Annotated in this window: 15 protein-coding genes; 9 read left to right on the top strand and 6 right to left on the bottom strand. The window is 70.1% G+C overall.

Features of this window, described 5'->3' with window-relative positions; all coding sequences use genetic code 11:
• Positions 1 to 52: 52 nt before the first annotated feature.
• Both HNR10_RS25465 and HNR10_RS25470 read right to left on the bottom strand, forming a co-directional pair.
• Positions 53 to 1,468 carry an NYN domain-containing protein gene (locus tag HNR10_RS25465; protein ID WP_179827740.1) on the bottom strand — a complete coding sequence of 472 codons (1,416 nt, stop codon included), beginning with the start codon at positions 1,466 to 1,468 and terminating at the stop codon, positions 53 to 55.
• Positions 1,465 to 1,728, bottom strand: a complete 264-nt coding sequence (locus tag HNR10_RS25470) for a hypothetical protein (protein WP_121179894.1) — start codon at positions 1,726 to 1,728, stop codon at positions 1,465 to 1,467. Before HNR10_RS25470 ends, HNR10_RS25465 begins: the two co-directional genes overlap by 4 nt.
• 129 nt (positions 1,729 to 1,857) lie before the next feature.
• Between HNR10_RS25470 and HNR10_RS25475 the strand changes: the two genes are divergently transcribed.
• The 3 genes from HNR10_RS25475 to HNR10_RS25485 are packed head-to-tail and all read left to right on the top strand — an operon-like array spanning position 1,858 to position 4,709.
• Positions 1,858 to 3,639 (top strand): DEDD exonuclease domain-containing protein, encoded by a 1,782-nt coding sequence (locus HNR10_RS25475; RefSeq protein ID WP_312889417.1) that lies wholly within the window; start codon positions 1,858 to 1,860, stop codon positions 3,637 to 3,639.
• The gene (locus HNR10_RS25480) at positions 3,614 to 4,381 is read left to right on the top strand and encodes a rhomboid family intramembrane serine protease (RefSeq protein WP_179827744.1); all 768 of its coding nucleotides are present in this window, start codon (positions 3,614 to 3,616) and stop codon (positions 4,379 to 4,381) included. The genes HNR10_RS25475 and HNR10_RS25480 overlap by 26 nt, the downstream gene beginning before the upstream one ends.
• A 52-nt stretch (positions 4,382 to 4,433) precedes the next feature.
• Positions 4,434 to 4,709 carry an Lrp/AsnC family transcriptional regulator gene (locus tag HNR10_RS25485; RefSeq protein WP_179827746.1) on the top strand — a complete coding sequence of 92 codons (276 nt, stop codon included), beginning with the start codon at positions 4,434 to 4,436 and terminating at the stop codon, positions 4,707 to 4,709.
• Between the two features lie 47 nt (positions 4,710 to 4,756).
• On the opposite strand, the gene HNR10_RS25490 is transcribed toward HNR10_RS25485, so the two are convergent.
• Together HNR10_RS25490 and HNR10_RS25495 are read right to left on the bottom strand one after the other, a co-directional pair.
• Positions 4,757 to 4,966 carry a DUF397 domain-containing protein gene (locus HNR10_RS25490; RefSeq protein ID WP_179827748.1) on the bottom strand — a complete coding sequence of 70 codons (210 nt, stop codon included), beginning with the start codon at positions 4,964 to 4,966 and terminating at the stop codon, positions 4,757 to 4,759.
• Positions 4,963 to 5,829 (bottom strand): helix-turn-helix domain-containing protein, encoded by an 867-nt coding sequence (locus HNR10_RS25495; RefSeq protein ID WP_312889418.1) that lies wholly within the window; start codon positions 5,827 to 5,829, stop codon positions 4,963 to 4,965. The genes HNR10_RS25490 and HNR10_RS25495 overlap by 4 nt, the downstream gene beginning before the upstream one ends.
• A gap of 249 nt (positions 5,830 to 6,078) precedes the next feature.
• On the opposite strand from HNR10_RS25495, the gene HNR10_RS25500 reads away from it, so the two are divergent.
• Positions 6,079 to 6,546 (top strand): ATP-binding protein, encoded by a 468-nt coding sequence (locus HNR10_RS25500; RefSeq protein ID WP_246406413.1) that lies wholly within the window; start codon positions 6,079 to 6,081, stop codon positions 6,544 to 6,546.
• 32 nt (positions 6,547 to 6,578) lie between these two features.
• Entirely contained in the window at positions 6,579 to 6,956 is a 378-nt protein-coding gene (locus tag HNR10_RS25505; protein WP_179827752.1) for a hypothetical protein, read from the top strand.
• A 58-nt stretch (positions 6,957 to 7,014) separates the two neighbouring features.
• On the opposite strand, the gene trpD is transcribed toward HNR10_RS25505, so the two are convergent.
• On the bottom strand, positions 7,015 to 8,106 hold the full coding sequence (trpD, locus tag HNR10_RS25510; RefSeq protein WP_179827754.1) for an anthranilate phosphoribosyltransferase: 1,092 nt from the start codon (positions 8,104 to 8,106) through the stop codon (positions 7,015 to 7,017).
• A gap of 235 nt (positions 8,107 to 8,341) precedes the next feature.
• The gene (locus HNR10_RS25515; RefSeq protein ID WP_179827757.1) at positions 8,342 to 8,779 is read right to left on the bottom strand and encodes a hypothetical protein; all 438 of its coding nucleotides are present in this window, start codon (positions 8,777 to 8,779) and stop codon (positions 8,342 to 8,344) included.
• A 481-nt stretch (positions 8,780 to 9,260) separates the two neighbouring features.
• Between HNR10_RS25515 and ctaE the strand changes: the two genes are divergently transcribed.
• Genes ctaE through qcrB form a run of 4 tightly spaced genes read left to right on the top strand, consistent with a single transcriptional unit; the run spans position 9,261 to position 13,658 of the window.
• The gene (gene ctaE / locus HNR10_RS25520) at positions 9,261 to 9,887 is read left to right on the top strand and encodes an aa3-type cytochrome oxidase subunit III (protein WP_179827759.1); all 627 of its coding nucleotides are present in this window, start codon (positions 9,261 to 9,263) and stop codon (positions 9,885 to 9,887) included.
• Positions 9,888 to 9,904: 17 nt separating this feature from the next.
• Positions 9,905 to 10,885, top strand: a complete 981-nt coding sequence (locus HNR10_RS25525; RefSeq protein ID WP_179827769.1) for a cytochrome c — start codon at positions 9,905 to 9,907, stop codon at positions 10,883 to 10,885.
• On the top strand, positions 10,878 to 12,002 hold the full coding sequence (gene qcrA / locus HNR10_RS25530) for a cytochrome bc1 complex Rieske iron-sulfur subunit (RefSeq protein ID WP_179827771.1): 1,125 nt from the start codon (positions 10,878 to 10,880) through the stop codon (positions 12,000 to 12,002). Before HNR10_RS25525 ends, qcrA begins: the two co-directional genes overlap by 8 nt.
• A 3-nt stretch (positions 12,003 to 12,005) precedes the next feature.
• Positions 12,006 to 13,658, top strand: a complete 1,653-nt coding sequence (qcrB, locus tag HNR10_RS25535) for a cytochrome bc1 complex cytochrome b subunit (RefSeq protein ID WP_179827773.1) — start codon at positions 12,006 to 12,008, stop codon at positions 13,656 to 13,658.
• Positions 13,659 to 13,919: the final 261 nt, after the last annotated feature.

Below are 13,919 nucleotides of genomic sequence, written 5' to 3' on the forward strand. Positions count from 1 at the left end.
GCGCACCGGCCACACGGTTGGTGATCCGTCTCACGATTCGGCACGGCCGTGATCAGCCGTGGGACTCCAGGCGACGCAGGAAGATCGCGGAGGACACCGCGCGCGCCCCGGAGCGGCGTACGGCGGACACGATCTCCTTGTCGGAGGTCACCACAGCGACGGGGCGGCCGGGCGGTTCGGCGCCCACCAGGCGCACGATCAACTCGTCGGCGGTCTCCCCGGGCGCGCTGAACAGCAGCCGTACGCGCCGCGGCGCTGCCACCACCGGGGGCGTGTCCACGTCGGCACCGTCGAAGACACAGGTGATCTCCGCCTTGGTGCGGCTCCCCAGGCCCTCCAGCGACCCGAGGAGCCTGGTGCGCTGGTCGGCCAGGGGGAGCGTGCCGTACCCCGTCTTGGTGACGTTGTAGCCGTCCACCAACAGGTGCACGCGGGGCGCGGTGAGCATGTGCTCCAGCAGCCCGGGGTCGTCGTCGGGCAACCCGCCCAGCGAGACCCGCCGGTGCTCGCGCTCGGCCTCGGCGACCAGGTCGGCGGGGCTGTCGAGCCCGGTGGGCAGCGCCAGTTCGCGGCGCAGACCGTGCGCGGCGTCCACCAGCACGTCCACCAGGACCCGCAGCCGCGCCTCGTCGGCGTTGCGCCCGGTGCGCACGGCGCGGCGCGCGTTCTCCACCTGCGACTCCGCCGCCGTCAGCCGGGCGCGCAGCCGCCGGTTCTCCGACTCCAGGGCGGTGACCTGGGTCGCGGTCTCGCTCTCCCGGTCGGCGGTCCGCGTGAGCGCGTGCTCGGCCTCCTCACGGGCCCGCCTGGCGCGCTGGCGCTCGGTGTGCACCTTGCGCCGCAGGTCGGAGATCTCCGCGCGCTGGTCGCGGATCTGCGCCCGCAGCCGCTCCAGGTCCGCCTGGTGGTCGTGCTTGGTCTCGTCCAGCTGCCGGCGCACCGCGTCCAGCGCCTCGGCGGCCGCGTCGGCCTCCCGGGCGCTGGCCGAGCGCTCCAGCTCCTCGTGGACGCCGTCGATGATCCGGGGCCACCCCTCCGGCCGCAGCAGGTACGCGCACGCCGCCACCGCCACGGGGTCGGCGGCGGGCGGCACGACGCCGGAGCGAAGGCCCTCGGCGAGCTCGGGCCACACCTGGTCGACGCGGGCGGCGACCATCGCGCGGAACCCGTCGTCGGTCTCCAGCTGGGCGGCGATCTGCGGGCCCGCCAGCCGCGCCCGGCGGCGCGGCTCGAACTTCGCCACCCGGCGCAGAAGCGGAGGGAGGTCGGCGGCGCGCATCCCGCCCAGCACGTCGGACCCGTACTCGACGATCCGGGCGCGCACGGCCTCGGGCAGGGGCCGGCTCAGCTGCTCCGACCCCGTACCGGCACCGTCGACGAACGCGCCGGCGGCCGACTCGTCCTGCTCCTCCGAGGTGCCGTCCGGCGCCTCCGCACCCTCGCCGCCCTCGTCCGGGCGGGCGCTCATGACCGACCCGTCGCGCTCTCAGCCGCGTCGGCGTCGGGGCGCGCGACGATCTCCACCGCGTCGGTCGCGCCGCACCAGCGGCACTTCACGCGCTCGACGGACTCCGAGAGGACGGTGCGGTCCTCGACCAGCCCCGCACCGGACAGGTCCTGGTGCAGGTAGTCCTGGGAGCGGACGGTCCTGGTGACGTCGAACCGCGTGAGGTTGCCGCATCCGGTGCACCGCCACCGCTCACTGTCACCCGGCATCGCGATCCCCACGGTTCCTCCTCGTAGTCGTCCTGTCGGCGGAGCCCACACTCACGCCCCACTCACCCCCATCTTTCCATGTCGGGCAGGTCAGGCAGCATCCCGACCGCTTTGGTCGGTACCGCGCACTACCCTGACCGGGTGGTTCGACAGTCCGCGGCGTCCACCGGCGTCCAAACCAGCCTCGGCGACCTCGGCACTCCGCTGGCCGCCACGACGTTCGTCGTGCTGGACCTGGAGACCACCGGCACCAGCGCGTCCAAGGCCCGGATCACCGAGGTGGGAGCGGTCAAGGTCCGCGGCGGCGAGGTCCTGGACGAACTGTCCACCCTGGTCGACCCCGGCGTCCTCATCCCCGCGAGCATCACCCTGCTGACCGGCATCACCCAGTCCATGGTGGCCACCGCCCCGCCGATCGAGGACGTCCTGCCCAAGGTGCTGGCCTTCCTCGACGCCGACCCCGACACCGCCCTGGTCGCGCACAACGCGCCCTTCGACACCGGGTTCCTCAAGGCGGCGTGCGAGCGCCAGGGCCTGGAGTGGCCCGGCTACCCGGTCGTGGACACGCTGCGCCTGGCGCGGGCGCTGCTGCCGCGCGGCGAGGTCCGCAACCACAAGCTCGGCACGCTCGCCGCCTTCTACGGCGCCCCCACCACCCCCAGCCACCGCGCGCTGGACGACGCCCGTGCCACCGTCTCCGTGCTGCACGGGCTCATCGAGCGACTCGGGCCCATGGGCGTGCACAGCCTGGAGGAGCTGCGCGCGGTCAACAAGCCCCCGAGCCGGGCCCAGATCGCCAGGCGCCACCTGGCCGAGGACCTGCCGGAGGAGCCCGGCGTGTACGTGTTCACCGACGCGCGCGGGGCCAGCCTCTACGTCGGCAAGAGCAACAACCTGCGCCGCCGCGTGCGCTCGTACTTCACCGCCGCCGAGAACCGTCGGCGCATCCGCGAGATGGCGGGGCTGGTCGAGGGCGTCACCCCCATCGTGTGCACCACCGAACTGGAGGCGTCGGTGCGCGAGCTGCGCATCATCGCCGAGCGCAAACCGCCCTTCAACCGGCGCTCGCGCAACCCCGAGCGCGTCAGCTGGGTCAAGCTCACCACCGACGCCTACCCCCGCCTGTCCGTGGTGCGCGCCGTCCGCGACGACGGCGCCCCCTACATCGGCCCCTACGCCTCCGCCAAGGACGCCGAGCGCGCCAAGGAGGCCCTGCTGCACGCCGTCCCGCTGCGCCAGTGCACGCACACCCCCTCGGTGCCCAAGGGGAAGGGCCGGGCGGCCGACGGCTCCGCGTCGGTGATCGCGCTGGGCGGAGGCTGGGCGGAGCCCTGCGTCCTGGCCCAGCTCGGGCGCTGCGGGGCGCCCTGCGACGGCACCGAGTCGCTCCAGGACTACACCGCCCACGCCGACGCCGCGGCCGAGGCCATGACGGGCGACCCCGCACGGGTCGTGGCCGCCCACACCGCGCGCATCGGCGAACTCGCCGCGGCCCTGCGCTACGAGGAGGCGGCCGGCCACCGCGACCGGCTCGCCGCCTTCCTGGCCGGCGCCCGGCGCGCCCAGCGGCTGTCCGCGCTGTCGGCCGTCCCGCACCTGGTCGCCTCGCGCCGCGCGGGCACCGGCTGGGAGACGTGCGTGGTCCGCCACGGCCGCCTGGCCGCCAGCGCGGTGCTGCGGCCCGGCACCGACCCCGCGGCCTTCCTCGCCTCGCTGGTGGCCACCGCCGAGCGCGTGCCCGCCGGACACGGCCCCAGCCCCCGGGCCCTGCCCGGCGAGAGCGAGCTCATCCTCGACTGGCTGGCCGACCCCGCGACACGCCTGGTCGAGATCGAGGGGGAGTGGACATGCCCCCTGCGGAGCGCCGAAGCGCACGCCGAACTGACACACTGGGCCCATGGCCGCGCTGCTCCCGCTCAATGACGACTACCCCGTCCGCCGAGCCCCCGTCGTCGCGTTCACACTGATCGCGGTCAACGTGCTGGTCTACCTGGCCTCGCCGCAGGCGTCCACCGCCGTGTGGTACCCGGCGGACATGGTGGGCCGCTACTGCGCGATCGAGGACTACTTCATGCGCTGGGGCGCGATCCCCAACGAGATGCTCGGCCGCGTCGACCAGGCCCGACCCCTCACCGAGGCCTGCGGCGCCATCGACGGCAAGTCCGTGTGGATGTCGGTGTTCGCCTCGATGTTCGTGCACTCGGGCCCCATGCACGTCATCGGCAACATGGTCTACCTGTTCGTGTTCGGGCCGGTGGTCGAGGACCGGATCGGACGGGTCCGCTTCCTGGGCCTGTACCTGGTCACCGGCCTCGCCGCGGTCTACGCGCACGCGATCACCGACATCGACGGGACCATCCCCATGGTGGGCGCCTCCGGCGCGATCTCCGGCGTGCTCGGCGCCTACCTCGTCGTGCAGTTCCGCAGCCGCGTGACCTCGCTGGTCTTCGGGGTGATCCCGATGCGGCTCCCCGGGTGGGCCCTGGTGGGAAGTTACTTCGCGTTTCAGTATCTTCTCTATGTCACCACCTCGTACGCTCCGGGCGCCGGATCCAACGTGGCCTACGCGGCGCACGTCTACGGGTTCATCGCCGGGGTGATCGCGGGACTGGCGGTCTACCGGCTGCGATGGCGCTCCGGGACGCGGCTCTCCGACGTCTACTAGCGCGCGCGGCCGCGCCGGGCGCCCGTCTCGCACCCAACGCCCAGGAGGCACTGTGATCACCGCGATCGTCATGGTCAAAGCCGACGTCAACCGCATCCCCGAGGTCGCCGAGGCGATCGCCGAGATCGAGGGCGTCAGCGAGGTCTACTCGGTCACCGGCAACGTCGACCTCATCGCCATGGTGCGGGTCCGCCGCCACGAGGACCTCGCCGACGTCATCCCGGGACGGGTGAACAAGGTCCCGGGCGTGATCGCCTCCGACACCCACATCTCGTTCCAGACCTACTCCAAGCACGACCTGGAGTCGGCCTTCGCCCTCGGCTGGTGAGGACGACGGGGGCGCGGCACCGGTGATCCCGGCGCCGCGCCTCTTGGTTATCGCGCGCTCGCCTTGAGGGCGGTGAGGAGCCCGGTCCACTCGGCGTTCTCGAACGTGAGGTGCCCGAGCCGCCGGTTCTGGGTGTCGCGCACCAGTACGTTCCTGCCCTCAGCCACTTCCACACAGTTTCCCCCGCCGCCACCCGAGTAACTCGACTTGCGCCAGGCCATGTGCTTGGCCCCGTTGAAAGCCACGTTGTGCCTCATTCTTCGAATCGTTCACTGCGGATGCGCTGGATGAGCTTGACGGATTCCTCCGGGCTCAGGGCTTGGCTCTGAATCCGTTGGAAGATGCGTGAGAAGAGCTCGATCTCGTGGTCCTTCTCCAGATACACGGCGCCGGCCCGGTACTCGACGAGTACAACATCGTCGAAACTGACGTCCTCCAGTAGGTCGGGGAACTGCATGATGACGAAGCTGCCCTCGCTCGCGGCATGTGCCCCCGCCTCGAAGGGCAGGACCCTCAGGTCGACGTTCGGTAGCTCGGCCCGATCCAGCAGAGCGGCGAGTTGGTCCCGCATGACGTCCACACCGCCGACGTTGCGATACAGCGCGCTCTCGTTGATCACCGCATGGAGCTTGAGGGGTGAGTCTCCCGTCAGACGTCTCTGGCGCTCCAGTCGCACGGTGAGGTGGGCCTCGACCTGCTCATCCGATCCCGCGTCGACATCGGATGTGAAGATGGCGCGAGCGTAGTCGGCGGTCTGGAGCAGCCCTGGGATAATGCCGTCCTCGAAGTTGAGCACGGTGTGCGCCTCGGATTCCAGGCCCACATAGGACTCGAACCACTCCGGGATGTCTCGGTGGCGGTGCCACCAGCCGAGTTCCTTCTGCCTGGCCAGGTTGACGAGCTTGTCCCTGTCCTCGGTCGACAACCCGTAGTACTCGCTGAGGACGTAGACGACCGGCACGGGCCAAGGGTTCTCGGCCTTCTCGTACTTGGTCAGCGTGCCCGGGCTGATGTCGGCATGACGCGCTGCCGCGCCGCTCTTGATCCCGGCCCGGATGCGAGCGCGTTTCATGACCCGGGCGATGGTGCGCCGGGTGACGCCTGCGGGGCTCTGGCCCACCGATGACCTCCAAGAGTCGGGATGCGTCCAGTTTGGCGCAACCCTTCCCCTTGGGCCAACTTCCAGCAATCCTCTCTGGTGAAAATTTCCCCGGAACGCATTGCGCCAGAGAGTAGCTTCGTGAATACTCCTTGATGTGGCAGAAGCCTAGCTCGATCCGTGTTGATCTGAGGGAGGATCGCGATGAGCAGCATTGGCGGCCCATGGGACAGGCGGGCAGACGGCGGTGACCGGCGGGTGGCGGGTGGGATGCCGGTCAGAGAGAGGGGCGCGCGAGCGGGGGCGCGCAGGGCGTTCTTCGACGGGACACCGACCCAGGTGGCGCACATCCGGACCTGGTGTCAGCAGGCGATGAAGCTCCCTGCCGACCAGGGCGGTCCGGTGCTGCTCACCGTGAGTGAGCTGGCCTCGAACGCGGTGCGGCACACCGCGTCAGGAGGCCGCTTCGGGCGGGTGGAGGTGGGGCTGGAGCTCCTGCCCGGAAAAGTCGTCCTGCTGTCGGTGACCGACGACGGGCCGCGAGTGGGCAGGGGCGTGACCCTGCCACAGCTGCCGTGCCGGGTGGACGCGTTGGCCGAGGGCGGACGGGGACTGCGGCTGGTCGACGCCGTCGCCGAGAAGTGGTGGTGGAGCGGGGAACCCGGAAGGCCACTGACGGTATGGGCGCTCATCGACCCGGACCGCGACACGGGGTCGACCGTCGGGCTGCCGGGCTGATCGGACACCAGCGAATCCACCAGGAGAAGACTGTGCGACCCCCTACCGGGCGACACCGCCGACCCCAGCGCACGTGGGCCGAACACGTGTGGCACATCGCTGCCGCCGCGCTGGCGCTCGCCCTGGCCTATGTGTTCGTGCCGCCGCGAACGGATCGTCCCGCGCTCGATCCGGCACCAGAACGGCCCCGGCCGCCGCTTCCGCGGCGCACTCGGGCCCTCGCCGACGAACCGTTCGACGAACCGTTCGACGATCCCGGTGCCCTCGTCCGTCCGTACATGCCCCCGCCGCCACGCCGCCCGGTGGATGAGGAGGTGGCGCCGGGAACCGGAACCGGGCCGGGGGAGTTCGACGAACTCGCGAACCTGATCCGGGTCTACCTCGATCTCCATCCGGGCGGGGCCGACTGATCGATACACGTGAGGGCGCGGCACCGGTGATCCCGGCGCCGCGCCCCCGTCCAGGGTCCTACAGGCTCTTGGCGTACCCCTGGCTGGTCTCCACCCAGGTGGACAGGGTGCGCTCGGCGGCGCCGCTGTCGACCGCCGCGGCCGCGCGCTCGTACCCGGCGCGCACCGCGTCCACGAGGGGGCCCTCCACACCGGCCACGGCGGCCAGCGCCGCTCCGGCGTTGAGCAGGACCGCGTCGCGCACCGGCCCGGGCCGGCCCGCCACCAGGTCGCGCACGGCCTGGGCGTTGAACTCCACGTCGCCGCCGCGCAGGTCCTCCGGCACCGACCGGGCGATCCCCAGGTCGGCCGGGTCCAGGCGCTCACGGCGCTTCTCGCCGTCGCGGACCACCCACACCGTGGACGTGGTCGTCGTGGTCAGCTCGTCCAGGCCGTCGTCGCCGCGGAAGACCAGGGCGGCGGAGCCGCGTTCGGCGAACACGCCGGCCATGATCTCGCACATGCGCTCGTCGAACACACCGATCGCCGAGGTCGAGGGCCGGGCCGGGTTGGTCAGCGGACCCAGGAAGTTGAAGATCGTGGGGACCGCCAGCTCGCGGCGGGTCTTGGCCGCGTGCCGCAGCGACGGATGGAACATCGGCGCGAAGCAGAAGGTGATCCCGGCGTCCTCGGCGACACGGGCGGTCAGCTCCGGCGACAGGTCCAGGACCACGCCCAGGCGCTCCAGGACGTCGGCCGTACCGCAGGAGGACGAGGCCGCGCGGTTGCCGTGCTTGACCACGCGCGCGCCCGCGGCCGAGGCCACGATCGCGGCCATGGTCGAGACGTTCACCGTGTGCGCGCGGTCGCCGCCGGTGCCGACGATGTCCAGGGTCGGCCCGGACACGCTCATCCGCACGGCGTGGTCGAGCATGCCCTGGGCCAGGCCGGTCACCTCGGACACGCTCTCGCCCTTGGCGCGCAGCGCGACGGCGAAGCCGGCGATCTGCACGTCGCTCGCGGAGCCGGACATGATCTCGTCCATCGCCCACTCGGTGTCGGAGGCGCTGAGCGTCACGTCGTTGAGGAGAGCGGTGATGAGGTTGGACCAGGTGCGCTCGGTGACGGCGGACCGGTCGGCGGCAGGGCTGGAAGGGGTAGGGGCGTTCATCGGTTCTGGGACTCCACGGTGCGACGGTCTCTGAGGGCGTTGGCGGGCGACGGGACGACGGGACAGGGGCCACAGGGCCCTCTCAGGGGCCGCGGGGCCTATCCCTCGTACCGTGCGGGGGACCTGCGCCATCGCCCGGTGTCGGCGCCGTGGTTCAGGGCACCGCCCACCACCCGGCGGCGGCGCATGTCCCGCTCACCGTTCCCGTCCGTTCCGCGGCCGTGTCCCACCAGGGTCACCCGCTGAGCGCCGCGACGCGCCGGCGCATGAGCTCGGCCAGCGACTCGGCGAGGGCGATCGGGTCGATCGGGTGGCTGACGACCTGCTCGGCCCGCGACCAGGTCGCCAGCCAGCCGTCGTCGCGCCGGCCCACCAGGAGCAGCACCGGCGGGCAGCGGTAGATCTCGTCCTTGACCTGGCGGCACAGGCCCATCCCGCCGACCGGGGCGGTCTCGCCGTCGAAGACGGCGACGTCGATGCGCTCGGCCGGGTCGGTGGACGCCAGCTTGCGCAGGACGACCGGGGCGGTCGCGACCTCGACGAACTCCACCTTGGGCACGTCGGCGGCCGGGCGCCGACCGATCGCGGTCATGACCTGGTCACGGGTCTCCGCCTTGTCGCTGTAGACCAGCACGCGCATCCTGGCACCCGTGTCCGTACCGCTCTCGACCATCGCGCAACCGTCCCATCGCGTCGGACCGCGGCCGCTGCCATCGGGGGGTGCGGCCGGGGCGTTCGTTGGCTCTCACCTATGACTGTATTGCCTCGCGGGCCCACTGCCCAGGACGGATCACGCGACCGCCGTCGGGCTGAGACCTTCGACACCACAGGATGCCAGCACGTCCGGGGGCGACTCTCACCCGCCCCGGCGGCGGCGTTGTGCAACAGTGACCGTTTCGTTGTCCGCCCGTAGGCGGAGCGCGGTTGGAGCGCCTCGGAGGCGGGTACGGAACGCCTCAGCCGCCCAGGATCGGGTCGGATGACCCGCCAGGGCGCGTCTTCGGCCCGCGGACGGCGGCCGAGCCGCTACAGTAACGCCCGAGTCACGGTGAAGAGCCCGCTCCCGGGGCCGCGGAGGGCCGTTCCCGGGTCTGATCGGCCTCCTTACGGGGGGTCGAGTTCGGGTCTCCGCGAGATGCCGTAATAATGCTCCCGTGGCGACAGCAACCGCGAAACCAAAATCAGCACCGACACCAGCGCATGGTGCGGCAAAGCGTCCTGACCTGGTGAGCGTTGGCACCATCGTGTGGTTGGCCAACGAGCTCATGTTCTTCGCCGCGCTGTTCGCGATGTACTTCACCATCCGATCGGTGACCAACGGGAACCCCGAGCTCGGGCCCTGGCCGGCGACGCACCTCAACGTGCCGTTGGCGACCTCCATCACCGTTGTCCTGGTGGCTTCCAGCTTCACCGCGCAGGCCGGCGTCTGGGCCGCCGAGCGCGGGGACGTCAAGAAGCTCCGCCTGTGGTTCTTCATCTCGTTCTTCATGGGACTGTTCTTCATCTGCGGACAGGCCTTCGAGTACTACCAGCTCATCGCGCACGAGGGCCTGACTCTGCAGTCGAGCGCCTACGGGTCGATGTTCTACCTGACCACGGGCTTCCACGGACTCCACGTCATCGGCGGGTTGGTGGCGTTCCTCATCATGCTGGGACGCACGTACGCCGCGAGGCGCTTCACTCACCAGCAGGCGACCAGTGCGATCGTCGTGTCCTACTACTGGCACTTCGTCGACGTCGTCTGGATCGCTTTGTTCTTCACCATCTACTTCCTTCAGTAACCCGAAACGGGGAAACCGTGAAATGGATTACCGCGCGGCGACGGCATCCCCTCGCGGGGTATGTCGTCGTCATCCTCGCGCTAGCCCTGTTCGGGGTGGGGTACGCCGCACTGGCGCCCACCGCCGACCAGGCCCAGGCGCGGACCCTCGCCGCTGACGTCTCGTCACAGGACGACGCCGACGTCGACGTCGCCGAGGGCCGGGCCATCTTCGACCAGACGTGCGCAACGTGCCACAACTACGACGGTTCGGGGACCGAGACCGGCCCGGACCTGCGCGACGTCGGCCCCGCGGCGATCGACTTCCAGGTCAGCACCGGCCGCATGCCGTCGATGAACCCGAACGCCCAGATGCCGCGCAAGGACATGGTCATGTCCGAGCAGGAACTGGCGAACCTGATCGCGTACTACAACGCGGAGATCAGGAGCGGCGAGGCCGGGGCCGAGATCCCCACCGACGTTCCCGACCACGCGCCCGACCGGGAGTCGTTCCCCTCCCCGCTGCGCTCCGACTTCGAGGACGAGGAGTCCTACGAGGAGGCGCTCGAGGAGGCCGAGAACGAGTACCAGGCCGCGCTCGAGGCGTACGAGGCCGAGTACGACGCCTACATCGCCGGTGCCGACAACACCGACATGGGCATGAAGCTCTACCTGACCAACTGCGCGCACTGCCACAGCTGGTCCGGTGGCGGCGGTGCCCTGACCGACGGCCGCTGGGCCCCCGAGATCCACGACGCGAGCCCGCGTGAGATCTACGAGGCCATGGTCAGCGGTCCCGGCGCCATGCCGATGTTCAGCGACACCGTGATCGAGCCGGACGAGAAGCAGGAACTGATCTCCTACGTCAAGACACTCCAGACCGAACCGAACGCCGGCGGTCCCATCGACCTCCAGCGTGTCGGCCAGGTCGCCGAGGGCTTCATCTCGTGGACCATCGGGCTGGCCCTGATCGTCGCCTGCGCGATCTGGATCACCGCTAAGCAGCGTGCACATGACTGACAAGACGAACAACGACAACAACGAGCCCGACGAGATTCCCGACCGCGTCGTCGGCACGCCCACGGCCGAGGAGCACACGGTGGCCGAGGCCGAGGCCGAGCGCTCCCATGAGGGCCCCTACAAGGCGTCGGAGACCCACCACCGTCCAGAGGAGCAGCAGCGCCGCGGCGAGAAGCTGGCGTCACTGTGGTTCGTCATCGCCTTCCTCGGCGGTATCGGCTTCCTGGTCTCCTACTTCGTGTTCGGACCCGAGGAGATCGCCGATCCCCGGATCGGCCAGTACTCCAACGCGCTGCTGGGCGGGACGCTGACGCTGTCCCTGTTCGGCATCGGCGCGGGGATGACGGTGTGGGCGCGCAACGTGATGCCGCACTACGAGGTCGCCTCGCCCTACGACGAGCTGCCCTCGAGCGAGAAGGAGAAGGGCTCCTTCAGCGCCTTCTTCATGCAGAGCGCCGACGAGAGCGGCTTCACGCGTCGTCCGCTGATGCGGCGCACGCTCATCGCGGCCATGCTGCCGCTGGGCATCGCGCCGATCATCCTGCTGCGCGACACGGGCCCCCTGCCCGGGGACAAGCTCAAGGTCACGCCGTGGGCCGACGGCCGCCGCATGGTGGTCGAGGGCACGCACCGCGAGATCCGGCCCGAGGACCTGGCACAGGACCCGTACGGCATGATCTCCGCGCTCCCCCTCATGCACGAGGAGGACTACGGGGAGAACGTGCACTACCCGCACGGGATCAGCCTCAACGACCAGGCCAAGTCGGTCATCCTGCTGATCAAGATGCCGACCAACGAGGAAGGCCAGGTCGACTGGGGGGAGGAGATGACCGAGGAGCGTCGCAACTGGACGCACGAGGGCATCATCGCCTACTCCAAGATCTGCACCCACGTCGGTTGCCCCGCGGCCCTGTACGAGCGCACGACGCACCGCATCCTGTGCCCGTGCCACCAGTCCACGTTCGACGCCGCGAACGCCGCAGAGGTGGTCTTCGGGCCGGCGCACCGCCCACTGCCCCAGCTGCCGATCGGCGTCGACTCCGAGGGCTACCTCGTGTCGACGGGCGACTTCTCCGAAGCGCCCGGTCCGACGTTCTGGGACTACGCGAAGGACTAGTCGATGAGTAAGACCACGCAAGCACCCAAGGCGTTGCGCGGCGTCGGGAATTTCATCGACGACCGCTTCCACCTGGCCAAGACGGGCGAGAAGAACCTCCGCAAGGTCTTCCCGAACCACTGGTCGTTCATGCTGGGCGAGATCGCCCTGTATTCGTTCATCATCCTGCTGGTCACGGGCGTGTTCCTCACGCTCTGGTTCAAGCCGAGCATGGCGGAGATCGTCTACGACGGCTCCTACGAGCGCCTCCAGGGCGTTCCGATGAGTGAGGCCTACGCCTCCACGCTGTTCATCGACTTCGACGTGCGCGGCGGGTTCCTCGTACGGCAGATCCACCACTGGGCCGCGCTGATCTTCCTGGCGTCGCTCGTGGTGCACATGCTCCGGGTGTTCTTCACCGGTGCGTTCCGCAAGCCGCGCGAGATCAACTGGCTCATCGGCGTCGGTATCTTCAGCATCGCGATCGTCGAGGGCCTCTTCGGCTACTCGCTGCCGGACGACCTGCCCTCGGGCATGGGCGTGCGGATCCTGCAGGGCGTGATCCTGTCGCTGCCGCTGGTCGGCACCTACATCTCGATGTTCCTGTTCGGCGGGGAGTTCCCCGGCGAGGAGATCATCACGCGCCTGTACATGCTGCACATCCTGCTGCTCCCGGCGCTGCTGCTGGCCCTGATCGTGGCCCACTTCATGATCCTGTGGCACCAGAAGCACACGCAGTACCCGGGCATCGGGCATACGGACAAGACGGTCGTGGGAACACCCATGTTCCCGGCGTTCGCGGTCAAGGCCGGAGGGTTCTTCTTCTTCACCTTCGCCGTCACCGCGGGTCTGAGCGCCTTCGTGCAGGTCAACCCGATCCACCTGTTCGGGCCGTTCACACCGACGTCCATCACCTCCGGCCTCCAGCCGGACTGGTACATGGGCTTCCTGGAGGGCTCGCTGCGCATCTTCCCGAACACGCTCGACTTCGACATCTTCGGATACGCGGTGCCCGTCGCCGTGCTCATCCCGGGACTCGGCGTCATGGGCCTGCTGTTCGGCGCGCTGGGCGCCTGGCCGTTCATCGAGCAGTGGATCACCGGGGACAAGCGGGCGCACAACGTGGCCGACCGGCCGCGCAACGCCCCCGTGCGCACCGGCCTGGGCGTCGCGGGCATCACCGCCTACGGCATCCTGTGGCTGGCGGGGTCCAACGACATCCTGTCGGAGACCTTCTCCATCAACCTGTACCTCACCACGTACATCTTCCGCGTGCTGATCATCGTGGGCCCGGTCGTCGGGTTCATCATCACCAAGCGGATCTGCCTGGGCCTGCAGCGGCGCGACCGCGAGACCCTGGAGCACGGGTACGAGAGCGGCGTCATCCAGCAGCTGCCCAGCGGTGAGTTCATCGAGGTCCACCGGGAGAGCTCGGACGAGACCGTCGAGATCCTGTCCAGCAAGCCGACGATCACGTCGACGGCCCTGGACGAGACGGTCGACGAGAAGGGTGTGGAGAGCCCCCAGGCCCGCAAGGGCATGGGCAAGCTCCGCCGTCGCCTGGCCCTCTGGTACACGAGGGACAACGTGACCGTGTCGGACGTGCAGGCGCACTCCGGCCACCACCTGCACCACTCCCACTCCGCCGAGGAGTCGGACAAGGAGCCCGCCCACTAGGGCGAGCCACCAACGCAGAGAGGGCCCGGCGAAAGCCTCCGTGTTCGGGGCGCTTCACGCCGGGTCCTTCGTCGTCGCCTGCGCCTGCGCTCGTGCCTCGCTCCGGCTTGTCTCCTCCTGCAGGCACCGGCGCGCCCCTCACACCTGTGCTTGCTTTGGGCCGCCGCTCGTTCCTCGCTTTGGCCCGGATAGACCCCCTGGGGTTCAGGTAGGCCCGACGGCTCGCCTTCGACCCCCTGTGGTCCCCACAGCTGAACGGCC

Source organism: Nocardiopsis aegyptia, from assembly GCF_013410755.1.
GTDB lineage: Bacteria > Actinomycetota > Actinomycetes > Streptosporangiales > Streptosporangiaceae > Nocardiopsis > Nocardiopsis aegyptia.

What these genes read in the sequence shown, in the direction of transcription:
- HNR10_RS25465 (WP_179827740.1), bottom strand. Translation starts at nt 1,468, where the DNA reads ATGAGCGCCCGCCCGGACGAGGGCGGCGAGGGTGCGGAGGCGCCGGAC.
- HNR10_RS25480 (WP_179827744.1), top strand. Translation starts at nt 3,614, where the DNA reads ATGGCCGCGCTGCTCCCGCTCAATGACGACTACCCCGTCCGCCGAGCC.
- HNR10_RS25490 (WP_179827748.1), bottom strand. Translation starts at nt 4,966, where the DNA reads ATGAGGCACAACGTGGCTTTCAACGGGGCCAAGCACATGGCCTGGCGC.
- HNR10_RS25500 (WP_246406413.1), top strand. Translation starts at nt 6,079, where the DNA reads ATGCCGGTCAGAGAGAGGGGCGCGCGAGCGGGGGCGCGCAGGGCGTTC.
- trpD (WP_179827754.1), bottom strand. Translation starts at nt 8,106, where the DNA reads ATGAACGCCCCTACCCCTTCCAGCCCTGCCGCCGACCGGTCCGCCGTC.
- HNR10_RS25515 (WP_179827757.1), bottom strand. Translation starts at nt 8,779, where the DNA reads ATGGTCGAGAGCGGTACGGACACGGGTGCCAGGATGCGCGTGCTGGTC.
- qcrA (WP_179827771.1), top strand. Translation starts at nt 10,878, where the DNA reads ATGACTGACAAGACGAACAACGACAACAACGAGCCCGACGAGATTCCC.
- qcrB (WP_179827773.1), top strand. Translation starts at nt 12,006, where the DNA reads ATGAGTAAGACCACGCAAGCACCCAAGGCGTTGCGCGGCGTCGGGAAT.